The 15,974-nt window shown below is 59.8% G+C and carries 14 protein-coding genes; 9 read left to right on the top strand and 5 right to left on the bottom strand.

The features are described from left to right. Positions 1-834 carry a bifunctional allantoicase/(S)-ureidoglycine aminohydrolase gene (locus LG294_RS17690; RefSeq protein WP_404288087.1) on the top strand — a complete coding sequence of 278 codons (834 nt, stop codon included), beginning with the start codon at positions 1-3 and terminating at the stop codon, positions 832-834. A gap of 99 nt (positions 835-933) precedes the next feature. Here the strand turns inward: LG294_RS17690 and LG294_RS17685 are convergent, their stop codons facing one another. Beyond that, complete coding sequence (locus LG294_RS17685) at positions 934-1,632, bottom strand: maleylpyruvate isomerase family mycothiol-dependent enzyme (protein WP_404288085.1); 699 nt, start codon at positions 1,630-1,632, stop codon at positions 934-936. Between the two features lie 166 nt (positions 1,633-1,798). On the opposite strand from LG294_RS17685, the gene LG294_RS17680 reads away from it, so the two are divergent. Continuing rightward, positions 1,799-2,368 (top strand): plasmid pRiA4b ORF-3 family protein, encoded by a 570-nt coding sequence (locus tag LG294_RS17680; RefSeq protein ID WP_404288083.1) that lies wholly within the window; start codon positions 1,799-1,801, stop codon positions 2,366-2,368. Positions 2,369-2,845: 477 nt separating this feature from the next. Here the strand turns inward: LG294_RS17680 and LG294_RS17675 are convergent, their stop codons facing one another. Then, positions 2,846-3,016, bottom strand: coding sequence for a hypothetical protein (locus LG294_RS17675; RefSeq protein ID WP_404288081.1), 171 nt, complete (start codon positions 3,014-3,016; stop codon positions 2,846-2,848). A 455-nt stretch (positions 3,017-3,471) separates the two neighbouring features. On the opposite strand from LG294_RS17675, the gene LG294_RS17670 reads away from it, so the two are divergent. Both LG294_RS17670 and LG294_RS17665 read left to right on the top strand, forming a co-directional pair. Next, the gene (locus LG294_RS17670) at positions 3,472-5,157 is read left to right on the top strand and encodes a formate--tetrahydrofolate ligase (RefSeq protein WP_404291822.1); all 1,686 of its coding nucleotides are present in this window, start codon (positions 3,472-3,474) and stop codon (positions 5,155-5,157) included. A 94-nt stretch (positions 5,158-5,251) separates the two neighbouring features. Further along, entirely contained in the window at positions 5,252-7,003 is a 1,752-nt protein-coding gene (locus LG294_RS17665; RefSeq protein WP_404288079.1) for a plasmid pRiA4b ORF-3 family protein, read from the top strand. Between the two features lie 11 nt (positions 7,004-7,014). Here the strand turns inward: LG294_RS17665 and LG294_RS17660 are convergent, their stop codons facing one another. Further along, complete coding sequence (locus LG294_RS17660) at positions 7,015-7,275, bottom strand: hypothetical protein (RefSeq protein ID WP_404288077.1); 261 nt, start codon at positions 7,273-7,275, stop codon at positions 7,015-7,017. 62 nt (positions 7,276-7,337) lie between these two features. Beyond that, the gene (locus tag LG294_RS17655; protein WP_404288075.1) at positions 7,338-8,360 is read right to left on the bottom strand and encodes a LacI family DNA-binding transcriptional regulator; all 1,023 of its coding nucleotides are present in this window, start codon (positions 8,358-8,360) and stop codon (positions 7,338-7,340) included. A gap of 238 nt (positions 8,361-8,598) precedes the next feature. Here LG294_RS17655 and LG294_RS17650 point away from each other — a divergent pair, with 238 nt between their 5' ends. The 5 genes from LG294_RS17650 to LG294_RS17630 are packed head-to-tail and all read left to right on the top strand — an operon-like array spanning position 8,599 to position 15,008. Next, the gene (locus tag LG294_RS17650) at positions 8,599-8,934 is read left to right on the top strand and encodes an L-rhamnose mutarotase (RefSeq protein ID WP_404288073.1); all 336 of its coding nucleotides are present in this window, start codon (positions 8,599-8,601) and stop codon (positions 8,932-8,934) included. A 48-nt stretch (positions 8,935-8,982) separates the two neighbouring features. Further along, a complete protein-coding gene (gene rhaI / locus LG294_RS17645; protein WP_404288071.1) occupies positions 8,983-10,155 on the top strand; it encodes an L-rhamnose isomerase in 1,173 nt (390 codons plus the stop codon). Next, positions 10,155-11,450, top strand: a complete 1,296-nt coding sequence (locus LG294_RS17640; RefSeq protein WP_404288069.1) for an MFS transporter — start codon at positions 10,155-10,157, stop codon at positions 11,448-11,450. Before rhaI ends, LG294_RS17640 begins: the two co-directional genes overlap by 1 nt. A 40-nt stretch (positions 11,451-11,490) precedes the next feature. Continuing rightward, positions 11,491-13,527 (top strand): bifunctional aldolase/short-chain dehydrogenase, encoded by a 2,037-nt coding sequence (locus LG294_RS17635; RefSeq protein WP_404288067.1) that lies wholly within the window; start codon positions 11,491-11,493, stop codon positions 13,525-13,527. Positions 13,528-13,535: 8 nt separating this feature from the next. After that, positions 13,536-15,008: a rhamnulokinase family protein gene (locus LG294_RS17630; protein ID WP_404288066.1), complete on the top strand. Its 1,473-nt coding sequence runs from the start codon at positions 13,536-13,538 to the stop codon at positions 15,006-15,008. A gap of 212 nt (positions 15,009-15,220) precedes the next feature. Here LG294_RS17630 and LG294_RS17625 read toward each other — a convergent pair whose 3' ends face one another. Continuing rightward, on the bottom strand, positions 15,221-15,871 hold the full coding sequence (locus tag LG294_RS17625; RefSeq protein ID WP_404288064.1) for a class I SAM-dependent methyltransferase: 651 nt from the start codon (positions 15,869-15,871) through the stop codon (positions 15,221-15,223). Between the last annotated feature and the right edge of the window lie 103 nt (positions 15,872-15,974).

Here is a 15,974-nt window from a genome sequence, read left to right as displayed (position 1 = left end):
ATGACCGCAGCAGCCGCACAAAAAGCCGGGTACTACACCAATTTCGGTGGCCATCCGCCGCAGACAGACCTGTTGACCGATCGTGCGATCGTCACCGAGGCTTACACAGTGATCCCCAAGGGAGTGCTACGCGATATTGTCACCAGCGTGTTCCCCGAATGGAGCAGCACCCGAGCTTGGGTGTTGAACCGTCCGGTGGCGGGGGGCGCCACCACCTTTTCCCAGTCGATCCTGGAAGTCTCTCCCGGTGGAGGAGCTGCCAAGCCAGAACCGCAGGCCGAAGTAGCAGGCTTCATCTTCGTGCTGGGCGGTGAATTGACCCTGGTGATCGAGGGCCAAGAGCATGTGCTCACCGATGGCGGCTTCGCCTACCTGCCCGCAGGCTCCAACTGGTCCGCACGCAACGACGGCGCCGAGGTGGCAAACTTCCACTGGATCCGAAAGCGCTACGAGCCAGTGTCCGGAATTGCGGCTCCGGGGCCGGTAGTGGGCAACGAACGCGACGTGGAACCGGGCGAGATGCCGGGCACGGACGGCAAGTGGCGCACCACCCGCATGCTTGACCCGAATGACATTGCCTTCGACTTCGGGGTCAATATCGTGACCTTCGAGCCGGGAGCCTCGATCCCATTCGCCGAAACCCATGTGATGGAACATGGCCTCTTTGTCCTAGAAGGCAAGGGCGTCTACCGCTTGAACGGAGACTGGGTCGAGGTCGAGGCGGGAGACTACATGTCCCTGCGTGCCTTCTGCCCGCAAGCTTGCTATGCCGGCGGGCCGAGCAACTTCCGCTACCTGTTGTACAAGGATCAGAACCGCCAGGTCGCCTTGTAGGCCATAACAAAGCGCTGGCTGCGGAACTCATTGAGTTCCGCAGCCAGCGTTAGCTTCGAGCTCACCGGCGAAAAAATCCGGGCATGCTCGTGGGGATTGCTACCAGGCAGGCAGGGCCGGGATCGGTCCATCTGCCTCGATGTGCCGCGCCTGGCCGCGAGCCAACCATTCGATGAGGCCTTCGCGGTCGGAACGGACCTTCAGCGCGCCGTCACCGATAACCCATTCGTCGCCTTCTTCGGTTAGCAATGTCATGCCGGGTGCGTTTTTGACGCGCATGGTGCGTACCGCTGCCTCCACCGCATTCTCCTGGGAATCCGGATCCGCCTCTTCAATGGTCCAAGCGGTGTTCAGGTCGTGGTGGTGGATGACGATCTCCGCGATGCGCAGCGCCACGATGGAAGTCGCAGGGATGATCTTGCCGTGCAGATCCACTTCCTCGACGGCAAGCTCACCGGTGAGGCGCTCGGACTGCTCGGCAAAGTAGGTTGCCGCGTCGCGGAAATTCGCGAGCAGTTCTTCGCGAGGCAACGCGGCAAGTTCAGCGATTTCTGCGTTGCGCGCCTCAGTGGAGGCATAAAGCTGCTGCGGTTCCCCGGTAATGGCCCAGTCGATGAGCTTGACCAGGGTGCGGCCGTTGGATGCTAGGTGGGCGATGACGTGCGCACGGTTCCATCCCTCACAGAGGGTGTCGGCTGCGAGTTCATCGGCGGACAGTGTGTCAATCGTGGCCATCATCATCGAGGTTTCACGGTTGAGTCGGGAGAGATCTGAATGCAATCGGGCGGTGTTGATCATGCTGTCACCCTACCAATGGGTACCAATGGGTGGTTTGAAAATGACTCGGAAAACCGATCTATATCGAACGAGTATCACCGCACCCGTCAGAAGTTTTAGTGCTTGGAGCCTTTGCGGGCAAGATGGATTTGAGTATGAGAAGTCGAATTTTCAGGAGTAGCCACTGATGATTTCCTACGCTTCGGTATTGCAATTGAAATTCCGAATTAGACGAACCAGTCCGCCTATCTGGCGCAGGGTTTTGGTTCCAAGTTCGATGAGGCTAGATCAATTGCATCAGGTGATTCAGTACAGTTTCGGTTGGTATGACGCGCACCCGCACCAATTTGAGCTCAACGGCGTCAACGGGGTGAGCTACGGGTCCGCCGACTCGGAGGTTAAATCCGACGTCGATGAGAGCACGGTATGCCTCGGAGAGCTTTTAAGCGACGGGAAGGACAGGCTCGATTACGTCTATGACTTCGGAGACTATTGGGAAGTCCGCATCAAACTGGAAGCGCTGCCACCGGCCGACGCTGGACCATTGCCGCGTTGCATTGGTGGACGCAGGATGGCTCCTCGGGAAGACTCGGGTGGGCCACTTGGGTGGGCCATGGTGATCGAAGCGCTGAAGGACCCGGATCATCCGGATCAGGCAGAATACCGAGACTGGCTCTTCCTCCGAGAAGGTGAGCCATTTGTTGCTTCGCTCTTTGACAAGCATCGAGTCAACGAAATGCTTGAATATGCCCGCTAGCTGCTGGCCGGACACGTTGAGCCCGTCAGGTAAACGTGTAAAAAATGTGCGTATTTTTTACACGTTTTTCTGGCATGTAAAAAACCTTTACACGTCTTCTCAGCATTTTCCTCGTGGTGGGCCGACTGCCTGGTTGTCTTGAGGCACTGGCCTTGCGCGCAAGACGCCGAGGGGGTGCAATGGCTGAGCGACAAATTTGAGATGGTGGATCCAGTTGCGGCTACGGCATTAGACAGACGCCAGATACCGGAGAACGCGAGGAGACGGCGGTGGTCGAGATGATCAGGTTTCACCTCGCGTGCCTAGCACTGAGGTTTTGCGCGCTGCCTACCATGCAGTTGAGCCGGGGTTCTGTGGCGCCGGGGAGATCAATTAGTTGATTGAGTTTGAGTTCTAGGGCCAAATTCGACCGGCAAAAGTAAGACTCCCCGGCAATGGCTTGGCCACTGCCGGGGAGCGAATGCGCTTGTCGGTAGGTTATCGCTGGGGTTCTTCGGGACTGACATCTGATGCAGGACCATCGGGGGTTGCCCCACCTTCATCGGTCCAGTCATGTCCCGCTTCATCGGAAAGCGCGGGATCCGAAATATGATCCTCCAGCGTTTTATCCGAAATATCGGTGGAATTCGTTGGGACGTGTTCGTTCATATCTTCTCCCTTTACTCGAACTTCCGCCGCCAGCTACTTGCCTGCCACTAATGGCCAAGGACTAAGGGGCCGAGCGATCCTTACCCGGCCAATGTAGCACCAGACGCTCCGGTATGCGAGCCGTTTGGAGCAAGCTCCCAGCTAACTCATTAAGTACGTTCGGATGAGTTTGAATCATTCACCGAGCTAACCGCCCTCGGGGGCAGAGCCATGTAAATGGATTGAGTCTCCAGAAGTTCAGCGAAGGATGCCTCAGGTCAATACTCCGACGAAAAGACAGGTGTTCTACTCCGACCAACTCGGACACCCGTGGGTCCAAACGGACGTAGGTTCAAACAAGCCGTGCCAGCGCCCGACACTTCCACAGTGGTAGCTTGAAGGTAAATCAAGGAAAACCAAAAACCTTGGCCTTCCTCATCCTCGGAAATACGGGAAGCCAGATCAGGGGACACGCGATGACAGCAACGCCAGGAACTGACATGAGCAATCTTGGGATTGCCTCGCGGGCGGTGCTCAGGCCCATTGCCGAGATCGCCGAATCGGCTGGGATTCCGGAAGCCGCAGTAGAGTCCTACGGCAGGTACAAGGCCAAAATCGATCCGTCGCTTTTAGCTGCTCGCGGTGTCCGTCCCGGAAAGATAGTCTTGGTCAGCGGAATGTCCCCGACAACCGCGGGGGAAGGGAAATCCACCATGGTGGTGGGCTTGGGCGATGCGCTGGCGGCCGCCGGGGCCAAAACCATGATCGCCTTACGCGAACCTTCCATGGGCCCGAACTTCGGCATGAAGGGCGGGGCCACGGGTGGCGGCTACTCGCAGGTGCTCCCCATGGATGAGATCAATATGCATTTCACCGGGGATTTCCATGCCATCACCAGCGCCAACAACCTTTTGATGGCGCTGGTCGACAACCATCTTCACCAAGGTAATTCACTGGGCCTTGATCCGCGGCGCATCACATTCAAGCGTGTTCTGGACATGAACGACCGCGCGCTGCGCAACGTGGTCATCGGTCTTGGCGGACCGACCGAGGGAGTCCCGAGAGAAACCGGGTTCGAGATCACCGTCGCGTCCGAGGTCATGGCGGTCTTCTGTCTGGCCACTGGACTTGAGGACCTGCGCACCCGGCTTGGCCGCATGACCATTGGATACACCTACAACAAGGTTCCGGTCACTGTCGATGACCTGGGAGCCGCGGGCGCCATGGCAATGCTGCTCAAGGAAGCGATTAAACCCAACCTCGTCCAGACCATGGGCGGCACGCCCGCCTTCATCCACGGCGGCCCGTTCGCCAACATTGCGCACGGCTGCAACTCAGCCATAGCCACCAACACCGCACGCGCGCTGGCGGACGTCGTGGTGACCGAGGCGGGCTTCGGAACCGACTTGGGTGCCGAGAAATTCATGGACATCAAGGCCCGCTATGCCGGGTGCGAACCCGACACGGTGGTTATCGTGGCCACCATTCGTGCACTGAAAATGCATGGGGGAGTGCCCAGAGACGAGCTGGGGGCAGAGAACGTCGCGGCCGTGCACGCTGGCTTAGCCAACCTTGCGCGGCATGCCTCGAACATCAAGAAGTTCGGTATCGCGCCTGTTATCGGCATCAACAGGTTCACCGCGGATACGGAGGCCGAACTGTCGGTGGTCACCGGATGGGCGGAGGCGAACGGTGTTGAATGCGCAGTTGCCGATGTCTGGGGCCAAGGCGGCGAGGGGGCGGGAGACCTGGCCTCTGCGGTCTTGCGGGCCATCGATGCGCCAAGTAATTTCGCCCCGCTGTATGAGCTGGGGCTGCCTATCGAGGAAAAAATCATGACCGTGGTGCGCGAGATCTACGGCGGAAAGGCCGTCGAATACTCCACCCGCGCAAGGCGGATGCTCGAGCAGATCCATGCCAACGGCTGGGACGACCTGCCGGTGTGCATGGCCAAGACCCAATATTCGTTCTCCGATGACCCCAAGCTCCTGGGAGCCCCGGAGGGATTCACCTTGCAGGTCCATGACCTGATTCCCAAGACGGGTGCTGGCTTTATCGTGGTCATCACCGGGACGATCATGACCATGCCGGGCCTTCCCAAGGTTCCGTCCGCCATGCACATGGACGTCGACGGCAACGGGAACGCCGTGGGGCTCTCATAGGACAGGCAGCCGAATAATGCCCTATTTCCGAGCCGGAAGTGCCTATCCCACGTAGCCTTGAAGCAAAGATGTCCAAGCGCGTGAGGGAGACCCTGTGGCCAAGAAGAAGAAAAAGCAAGTGAAGCAGGGCCACCCTGGACGTATTCAGGGTGCGGTGGTGTCCATGGAACGGGTAAAAGTTGACCGCGGCATGGATGCGCTGACGCCTGAATTCGTACGGTGGTATGGAGAGTACCGGCAAGATCCGGAAACGGTCTTGCTTGCCTTGGCAGCCGTGCGAGAAACGCTGGGCATGTACGCCGATGTTGTAGGGCTGGAATCCGTCACCAATTTCAACGCCCCCAAGCTGCTCGGGGTACTGAACTCCATGATCGAGTTCGAGGAAGCCGAAGAGCCGGAAGATCTCTCCGGAGAACTGCGCATGGTGCTCTACATGGCCTGGGCCGATTACCTTGATTTCATCGAGGACACCGACCGCTGGACCCAAGACCCCGCCGAGCTGAATTGGCTGCGCGGCAATTTGGAAACCGCGGATCCGTTTACCGACAAGGCTTTTGCCGGGCCAGCGGATCTCGGTGAGTTCGAGGAGCAGGCGCTCGCCGAACTGAGCCAGCTTCCCGTTGTGAAATTGGCGCATAGCTTGGCTCGCTGGTGCATTGACGAAGATGTCCCCGCATTGGGGGCCGTACCCGGAGCGCAATTCCTGGCCGTTGCGGCCAGTGCTCTGGAGGGGGAACTTCCCAAGGAGCTGGAGGAGGCGCAAATCGAGCTGGTGCTTTCAATGGCCATCGCTTCGCTCGCGGTGGCCGGCGTCATCACGCTAGAGCCGCAGAGTTCACCGAAAGCCGGACCTGCCGCCGAGGCGTTCCTGAAGTTCGATGGGGAGCTGGCGTTCTCTGCGAACTACGTCTTCCTGCAGACATTCCTCGATCTCTTCCTCGAAGCACCCGAGGAAGCCGACGAGAAAACTCTGGAAGCATGGGGGCTGTCTAATCTCTGGCTGCTGGAAGCCATTGAAGAATCCGCGCATCTGGTGGCCGAGCCGCGAGATGCCCAATGGTCTGAGACGGCTTGGGAACAGGCCCATCAGCGGATGAGCGAATTGCGGATCCTCGGCTTGGTCGAAGAAGGCGAGCACTACACCCTCCCACGCCTCGTCGCAGTGACACTCACCGATCTGGACGGAGACGAGCTCGACGAGGAGGACTCAGAAGACGGAGAGCTGGACGCGCTCTTTGGCTTCGATTCCGAAGAACCCAAACGGGATAAGCGTGCCGAGCCATATACCGGCAAGGTGCTGCAGCTGAAGCTGAGCCTGAAGGACGCCAAACCGCCGATCTGGCGCAGGGTACTGGTTCCGCTGGACCTGCACCTGGAGGACCTGCACGACATCATCCAGGCAAGCTTTGACTGGTACGACGGGCATCTGCACGAGTTCCGCGCAGGCGGATATGGCGGCACCAGCTACGGGCCAGATATCGAGCATATGGAGTATGACCACGACGAGTCAGGAGTCCTGATATCTGAACTACTCAAGACCGAGAAGGACCGCCTGGACTACGCCTATGATTTCGGTGATGGCTGGGAAATTCGCATCGACGTGGAGAAGGTGCTGGATACCGATGCCGGGCAACTGCCTCGTTGCACCGGAGGCCGCCGCATGGCACCGCTTGAAGACAGCGGCGGCATTTGGGGATGGTCGACAAGAGCCGCCGCCATCGGTGATCCCGCCCATCCAGAGCATGGGGAAACCATGCAATGGCTTGGAGAGATGGGCCTGGATGAGTTTGATCCGTCGGCCTTCAACATGCAGGAGATTAACGCAGCACTGGACCAGGAGTTCTAGCCGAGCAAAGCTCAGCCGCACAGGCTCTGGTTTGCCTTGCGGTTGGTCGTTTTGACCGGAGCCTCTTCCGCCCCTTTGAGCTCCAGGTAGTCCTGCCCGAGCAGTAGTTGGTCGCCGTCAATTGGCGCCGTGGCGGGATGAAGAACTAGGTCGAGTTCTTTGGCCAGTTCCTGAGCCGTCTGCCGTGCTTCTCGGGTATCGGCGCTCAACAGTCGCGTTGCCGCCCGGGGAGCTTTAGCGGTCCACGCGGAGTCAGGGATGCCGATTGCCAACTGGAGCCCTTAGCCACTGGCCAGGATGCCGCGCGTGGGCTTTCGGCGCCACCTGCAGGAAATCAGGGAGCGCTGGCGGTACCTATTGTGGAGGCGCGGATAACCAGTTTCGGGGTGAAAACAAACTGCTCCCTTACCGCATTTTCGCCGGCTTCGGCTTCGCGCAGCAGGACATCGACCGCGGTTCGCCCGATTTCTTCGGCGGGCTGACGCACCGTGGTGATCGGGACGACCGCTGACTCGGCGAAAGCTATGTTGTCGTATCCGACCAGCGCAATGTCCTCGGGAACCTTCAGATTCCCGGACATCACAAACGCCTGCAGGATACCTAGAGCCAGTAGGTCATTAGCTGCAAAAACACCATCTGGGCGTTGCCCGGGTGCCATGGCCAAGATGCGTTCCCCGGCGGCTCGACCTTCGATGACTGTCAGCTGTTTGGTAGGCAGATATTCAAGGGCAGCATCCGAAGTGCCGGCAATGACCGCTTGCGCGCCTTCCAGACGATGCCGGACCTGTTCAATGCTCTGCGGCCCGCCCACGAAGGCTATGCGCTTTCGTCCAAGGTCGACGAGGTGCTGGACGGCGATTCGGCCACCTTCCACGTCGTTGACGGAGACCGAGGAGAAGCTGCGGTCGCCGCTTCCGCGGTCCACCAGAACCACCGGCGTGCCGGATTCGCGGATGCGCCAGAGCCGGCTCAGGTCATTGTGCATAGGTGAGATGAGAACCCCGGCGACGCGCTGCTGATCAAAAAGGTCAAGCAGTTGCTGCTCGGTGGTCAGTGAGCTGTCGCTGGTGCCCATCAAGACCGTGTAGCCGTTTTCCAGGGCGCGGTGCTGGGCTCCGTGGGTAACGTCCATGAAGAACGGATTTCGGGCGTCGAGTATCACCAGTCCAAAGCTGCGGCTATGCCCGGCGCGCAGCTGGCGGGCAGCGTCGTTGCGCACGAACCCGAGCTTGTCGATAGCGTCGGTGACCTTGCGCACCGTTGCGGGGGAGACGACCTCTGGGCGGTTGAGTACGTTGGAAACCGTTCCGACCGAGACACCTGCCTCGCTAGCGACTTCCTTCACGCTTACCGACACGTAGTTTCCCGTCTTTGCCCTGATGATCTTCCCTTGAGTATATCGCGCAGCGCCTACTCGTCTTGCCCCGAGACTCGAAATTGAATGGTTTCAATAAATTTTGGCAAATTCCTAAAACCTGCTTGAAATTTAGATGTGATGTGGTCTACAGTCGGTGAAGTTCACTTATTGAAACGATTCATTTTGCTTCAATCATCACCGATTCAGCGTCACAAGCATTCAACGAAGAGGGCAACGCATGTACAGGGTTTGTTTTCAGCTGCAGGTCAAGCCAGGCCGGCTTGCCGAGTACGCCGAACGCCACGCCGCCGTCTGGCCAGACATGCTGCAGGCAATCAACGAGGCGGGACGCCGCAACTACTCGCTCTTTCTTCGCGGTGATGGCCTGCTGATCGGTTACTACGAAACTGCGGACGACGCTGCTGCCCAAGCCGCGCTGGATGCGGATCCACGCACCTCAGCCTGGGAAGCGCAAATGTCCGAGTTCTTTATTTCTCTCGACGGACGCCCCGATCAGGACGCGCCCCGTCTAACCGAGGTTTTCAACCTCGAAGACCAGCTGGCCCAGCTCTAAACGGCATCACCAGCAATCCAATTCCACCACCGAAGAATGGAGAGATCCATGGGCGCAAAGTTGACCCCCGAGATCCTTACCACGCTTGAACGTTTGGCCATCGAAGTTCCTTCCTGGGCCTACGGCAACTCCGGCACTCGCTTTAAAGTGTTCGGCACCCCGGGTACCCCACGCGATGCTTTTGAAAAGATCGCCGACGCCGCGCAGGTCAACCGCCTGACCGGTCTGGCTCCGGCCGTGGCCCTGCATATTCCGTGGGACAAGGTGGAGGATTTTGGCTCGCTGCGCACTCACGCGAACGGCCTCGGGGTTGAACTGGGAACCATCAACTCCAACACCTTCCAGGACGACGAATACAAGTTCGGCGCACTAACCCACGAAGATCCAAAGGTTCGCCGCAAGGCCATCGACCACCACATAGAGTGCGTTGACGTCATGGACGCCACCGGCTCCCAAGATTTGAAAATCTGGCTGGCCGAAGGCTCGAACTACCCGGGGCAGGCAGACATGCGTGGCCGCCAGGACCGGCTTTCGGACTCGCTGTCCGAAATTTACGCCCGTCTGACCGGCGAACAGCGCCTGGTACTTGAGTACAAGTTCTTCGAGCCGTCTTTCTATCACACCGATGTTCCGGACTGGGGCACTTCCTACGCCCAGGTAGCTGCGCTCGGTGATCGGGCGTTGGTCTGCCTGGACACCGGACACCACGCACCGGGCACCAACATCGAGTTCATCGTGATGCAGCTGCTGCGCCTAGGCAAGCTCGGCTCCTTCGACTTCAACTCGCGCTTCTACGCGGATGATGACCTGATTGTCGGCTCCGCCGACCCGTACCAGCTCTTCCGTATCATGGCCGAGGTGGCCCGCGGTGGCGGACTGGATGTCGATACCCCGATCACCTTCATGCTGGACCAGTGCCACAACGTGGAAAACAAGATCCTCGGCCAGATCCGCAGCGTACTGAACGTGCAGGAAATGACCGCGCGGGCGCTGCTCATCGACCGGGTCGCACTCACCGAGGCGCAGCTCTCCGGCGATGTGCTGGCGGCGAACGACATCTTCATGAACGCGTTCTACACCGATATTCGTAGCGAACTGGCCAGCTGGCGAGAGTCGCGTGGCCTGCCTGCGGACCCAATGGAAGCTTTCCGCGCCTCGGATTATCAGAACCGCATCGAAGCCGAACGCGCCGGCGGCGTGCAGGCAGGGTGGGGCGCCTGATGACTACGGCACTGGCGAAAAAGCGCGGCATCAGCGGCTGGAAAGCCACCATTGCCGTGGCCATGAGCAACTACATCGAAGCCGGGGCAATTATCGCCTTGGCCACCAGCCTGACCCTGTGGCAGGGCGCCTTCGGATTTGACGACGGCCTGGTGGGCGTCATCGCGGCGATCTCAGCCAATGCCTTCGGTGCCGCATTGGGCGCTCTGATCGGCGGCCCATTGTGCGACCGGCTGGGACGCAAATTCATCTACACCTACGACCTGATCGTGTTCATGGTCGGTGCGCTGATGATTACCTTCGCCGCCAGCACCGTGCTGCTGATTATCGGCGTGATCCTCATGGGTATCGCGGTGGGCGCCGGAGTTCCGGCTTCCTGGACCTACATTGCCGAGGAGGCTCCGCAGGAGTCGCGCGCAGCCCACGTGGGAACCGCACAGCTGGCTTGGTCCTTCGGCCCGGCGGTCGGCTTTGCCCTGGCAATTATGGTTGCACCATTAGGTGTGAACGGGTCCCGGCTGATCTTCTTCCACCTGTTCATCGTCGCCGCCATCACCTGGTGGGTGCGCCGCGGGCTTCCCGAATCCACGCGTTGGAAGCAGCAGCGTGCAGAAGAAATCGCCTCCGGAGCCAAGATCTCATTCTTCTCCGGCATCAAGGGGCTGCTGGCCGAACGAAAGAACTGGTCGGCGCTGCTCTTCCTGCTCGGCGTGTACGGACTGTGGAACACCGTGGCCGGTCAGGCAGGTATCTTCCAGCCACGCGTGTACGCCGCCGCTGGGGTCGAATCAGCCACGCAGCAGAACCTGCTGCAGGTTCTGGTCTGGGTGCTCACCGCGGCCGCCACCTACTTCGGCTTCATGAAGTACGGGGATCGCGTCTCACGCCGCTGGCTGTACTTTGCCGGCGCCGCCCTGGGCGTTGTCGCCTGGGTTGTGCTGATTTTCGCTCCTCCGGGAGCCTTCTCGCTGCTGTTCTTCGCCTGCGCCTGGGGCATCTCCGCTGGTCTGGGAGCCCAGGCCTTCTATGGCCTATGGACTGCGGAACTCTTTGCCACCAAATACCGTGCCAGCGCCCAGGGTGTGCTGTTCATGCTCGCCCGCGTCCTGGTCGGCTTGCTGTCCCTGGTCTTCCCGGTCCTGCTATCCGGCATTGGGCTGGAAAAGCTTGGCCTGCTGATCATTGGACTGCTGGTAGCTGCCCTGCTGATCGGCACCATCTGGGCTCCGGAAACCCGCGGCAAATCCCTCGAAGAAATCGAAGCCCAGCGCTACGGCACCAAGATCAACGCCTAATACGACTCAAGGATTGAACACAGACATGTCGAGAGAGACCATGACTATCAGTACCGCAGAACAGCTCATTACCCGTTCAAACCGCCTCGGTGCGGATAAGAAGAACACCAATTTTGCCGGCGGCAACACCTCGGCCAAGGGCTTCGAGTCCGACCCGGTCACCGGAGAACAGATTGAGCTGCTCTGGGTCAAGGGATCGGGCGGAGATCTGGGCACCCTGACCGAGAAGGGGCTGTCGACCCTTCGCTTGGACCGGATGCGCTCGTTGATCAACGTCTACCCGGGCGTGGACCGCGAAGATGAGATGGTGGCGGCTTTTGACTACTGCCTGCACGGCAAGGGTGGAGCCGCGCCTTCTATCGATACCGCCATGCATGGTCTGGTGAACGCACCTCATGTGGACCACCTGCACCCGGATTCCGGCATCGCCATCGCCACCGCCAAGGACGGCAAAGAACTAACCGCACAGATCTTCGGCGACAAGGTGCTCTGGGTCGACTGGCACCGACCGGGCTTCCAGCTGGGTATGGACATCGCGGCAATCAAAGATGAAAACCCGAACGCAGTCGGCTGCATCCTCGGCGGACACGGCATCACCGCGTGGGGCGAGAGCTCCGAGGAATGCGAAGGCAACTCGCTGTGGATCATCGACACCGCGGCTGCCTACATTCAAGAACACGGCACGGCCCAGCCATTCGGGGCCCAGCTGCCCGGCTTCGAAGCACTGCCGGAAAGCGAACGCCTGGCACGCGCAGCGGCGCTGGCGCCGACTCTTCGCGGTCTGGCCTCAACGGACAAGCCAATGATTGGCCATTTCACCGACGACGAGCGAGTCCTTGACTTCCTGACGAGCGAAAAACTAGCCGAGCTTGCCGCGCTGGGCACCTCCTGCCCGGACCACTTCCTGCGCACCAAGATCAAGCCAATGGTGTTGGATCTTCCGTCCACCGCGACCCTCGAGGAGCAGCTGGTCCGCCTGGGCGAACTACACGTGGAATACCGTGCCGATTACCAGGCCTACTACGATGCCCACAAGGATGAAAGCTCCCCAGCCATCCGCGGGGCAGATCCGCTGATCGTGCTGATCCCCGGCGTTGGCATGTTCTCCTATGGTGCAAACAAGCAGACTGCTCGCGTAGCCGGCGAGTTCTACCTGAACGCCATCAATGTGATGCGTGGCGCCGAAGCCCTGTCAACCTACACTCCGATCACCGACGCGGAGAAGTTCCGCATCGAATACTGGGCGCTGGAAGAAGCCAAGCTTGCTCGCATGCCTAAGCCGAAGAGCCATGCCGGTCGCATCGCCCTGGTTACTGGTGCTGCGTCTGGCATCGGCAAGGCGATCGCTACCCGGCTGGCTGCCGAAGGTGCTTGCGTTGTCATCGCCGATCTGGATTTGGCCAAGGCGCAGGCTGCCGCCGCGGAATTGGGCAACTCCGATGTGGCCATCGGAGTTGCGGCAAATGTCGCCGATGGCGCTGCGGTTCAGGCAGCTATGGATGCCGCGGTGCTCGCTTTTGGCGGCATCGACCTGGTGGTGAACAACGCCGGTTTGTCGCTGTCCAAGAAGCTGCTGGAAACCTCCGAGGCGGACTGGGACCTGCAGCACGACGTGATGGCCAAGGGCTCCTTCCTGGTGTCCAAGGCGGCGGCCAAAGCACTGATTGACCAGCGTATGGGCGGAGACATCATCTACATCTCCTCCAAGAACTCTGTCTTCGCCGGCCCGAACAACATCGCCTACTCGGCGACCAAGGCCGACCAGGCCCATCAGGTGCGCCTGCTGGCCGTGGAACTCGGCGAGCACGGCATCCGCGTGAACGGCATTAACCCCGACGGAGTGGTGCGCGGCTCGGGCATCTTCGCCTCGGGCTGGGGCGCCAACCGCGCGGCCACCTATGGGGTCGACGAGCAGGACTTGGGCCAGTTCTATGCCAACCGCACCATTCTCAAGCGTGAAGTGGTCCCGGAAAACGTGGCGGACGCCGTGTACGTGCTCACCGGTCCGGAACTGACTCGCACCACCGGCCTGCACATCCCGGTTGACTCGGGCGTTGCTGCGGCCTTCCTGCGATGAGTTCGAGTTTGGACACCGCACCGGTTGCGGCGATCGATTTGGGCGCCACTAGCGGCCGGGTGATGCTCGGCCAGCTGGTGGAGGGCAAGGTCGAGCTCAGCTTGGTGCATCGCTTCGCCAATGGTGCGGTTCCGCTGTCCACGCTGGAAGACGGGGCGGACGCCGGAGCGTTGGCATGGGACATCGACCAGCTGTGGCGAGAAATTCGCCACGGGTTGAGGATGGCATTCGCACAGCATCCAGACATCGCTTCCATCGGCGTGGACTCATGGGCTGTGGACTACGCGCTGCTGAAGAATGGGCAACGTCTCGGGCAGGTGCGCCACTACCGGGATCCGCGCAATGAGCTCGCCGTTCCGGCGCTGGAAGCCAGCTTTGACCGCAAGGACCTGTTTACCCGCAATGGATTGCAGTTCCTGCCTTTTAATACGGTGTACCAGCTGGAAGCCGAACGGCAGGAATCGCGGCTGGCCCAAGCCGATACGCTGCTCTTGGTCCCGGACTACATCAATTATTTGTTGACGGGAGTGGCGCGCAGCGAGTGGACCAATGTGTCCACCACAGGGCTATTGAACCTGAAATCCGAGACGTGGGACGCGGAACTGAGCGAGCACTTGCAAGTCGCAAACTTGTTAGCACCGTTGATTCGCCCGGGTGAAGTCGTTGGAACCTTGCGAGGATCGCTGGCCAAAGAGCTCGGTGCCCATGCTGGGGTCCAAGTGCTTGCTGTTGCCTCGCACGACACGGCAAGCGCCGTAGCGGCCACCCCATTGACGAGCGCGAAGTCGGCTTATATCTCGTGCGGCACCTGGGGATTGGTAGGGGTTGAGCTTGGCTCACCGGTACTTGAGCCACGTGCGCAGGAAGCGGGTTTCACCAACGAGTTGGGCCTGGATGAAACTGTCAGATTCTTGAAAAACGTGACCGGCACTTTCCTGCTCAGCGAAGCAATTCGAGAATGGAACGAGCAGGCAGAAGCCGACGGCAGCGACAGCGTAAGTCTGGAGCAGCTTTTGGCCCAGGCCCAGCAGTTGGCGGTTTCTACGACGCTCATCGACCCGCAGGCCGATAGCTTCCTGGCCCCGGGAGGCATGCCCGAAAGAATTAGTCGCTCGGTCATCGAGACCGGAGGTAAGAGACCGGAATCTCGGGCAGAGATCATTCGAATCGTTATCGAGTCCCTCGCCGAGAGCTTCGCAAGCCATTCGTTTCAGGCCGCGAAACTTGGCGGATTTGTGCTGGATGCGATTCATCTTGTGGGTGGCGGTTCACAAGGCAGTCTGCTCTGCCAGCGCACCGCCGATCGCGCGGGAATTCCGGTCATCGCCGGACCGGTCGAATGCACGGCCCTAGGCAACGTGCTGGTTCAACTGCGCGCCATGGACTCACGCACCTGGGCAGCGGGAGAAATTCGTGAACGGGTGCGAAATTCTGTTGATTGGGTGAGCTATCAACCGCAGTTGGCTAAATACTTGGTGTGAGATCCGTGTGGGCATCTCGCATCAGCGCTGTTCATAGTCCATGAATAGCGCCAAGACCTAGTGAATGAAAATTTTCTTCATTCACTAGGTCTTGTTTGTTAATGCCTCGTGAGCCGAAACGGATAAGAACCAGGACACCCGTAATTTCGGTGGCTTGGGAGGGTCCCAACCGAGTCGGCGACGGCCGTCAACGACGCGTGCCTTGACCCTGCCTAGTTGCGACGCTGAACGAACACGATCGTATCTTCTAAGGTCGCCGGATTACCGTCCGGGTCTGAGACCTCACGTTCCACAATTTCAGCTCGCAGGATTGTCCACCCACTAGAATCCAAGTCCAGCGATTCAAGCTCAGAATCCGGGGTGGGAAATCTATGCTGAGCCATTTGTTCGCTGGCTACCCATGAGGGTGCCGCGGCGTGGGAAACCGCCAGCAAGTGCCCGCCCGGAGCTACAAGCGAAGCTGCCTTCTGCATGATTTCTGCACGCGGGATTTCGAAAGGTGCCTGGAAGAAGCTCAGAGTCACCAGATCAAAACGTTCGTCGCTGTGCCACTCAGAGAGATCCTCCGCGATGAAGTTGGCTTCTTTCTCGCTGAGCCCCTGTTCCTTCGCCGCGGTGCGTGCGCGTTCTACCGCGGTCGCGGAAATATCGACACCAGTTGCCTGCCACCCCTTATTTGCCAGCCAGATGGTATCTGCGCCCTCTCCGCAACCGAAGTCCAGGGACTTGCCAGCGGGAAGATCCGCAACGGTATCTGCGAGCACTTTGTTGACTTTCCCAGACCAGACCCGTTCGGACTGACCGTAGTGGTCTTCCCAGAATGCCACCGCATCTGGTGCTGTGGTGTGGTGGTGTTCGTGCATTGAGTCCCCGCTTAGCAGTTAGTGGAAGTTATACCCCTAGCCTAGGAGCACTCCGCGCTGCTGGCATTCGGATTTGCTTCACGCGCAAATAGTGGGATCGTGA

Source organism: Glutamicibacter arilaitensis, assembly GCF_044793945.1.
Classification (GTDB): domain Bacteria; phylum Actinomycetota; class Actinomycetes; order Actinomycetales; family Micrococcaceae; genus Glutamicibacter; species Glutamicibacter arilaitensis_B.
The sequence above is the reverse complement of the archived record's forward strand: the minus strand, read 5'-3'. Positions and strand labels throughout refer to the sequence as shown.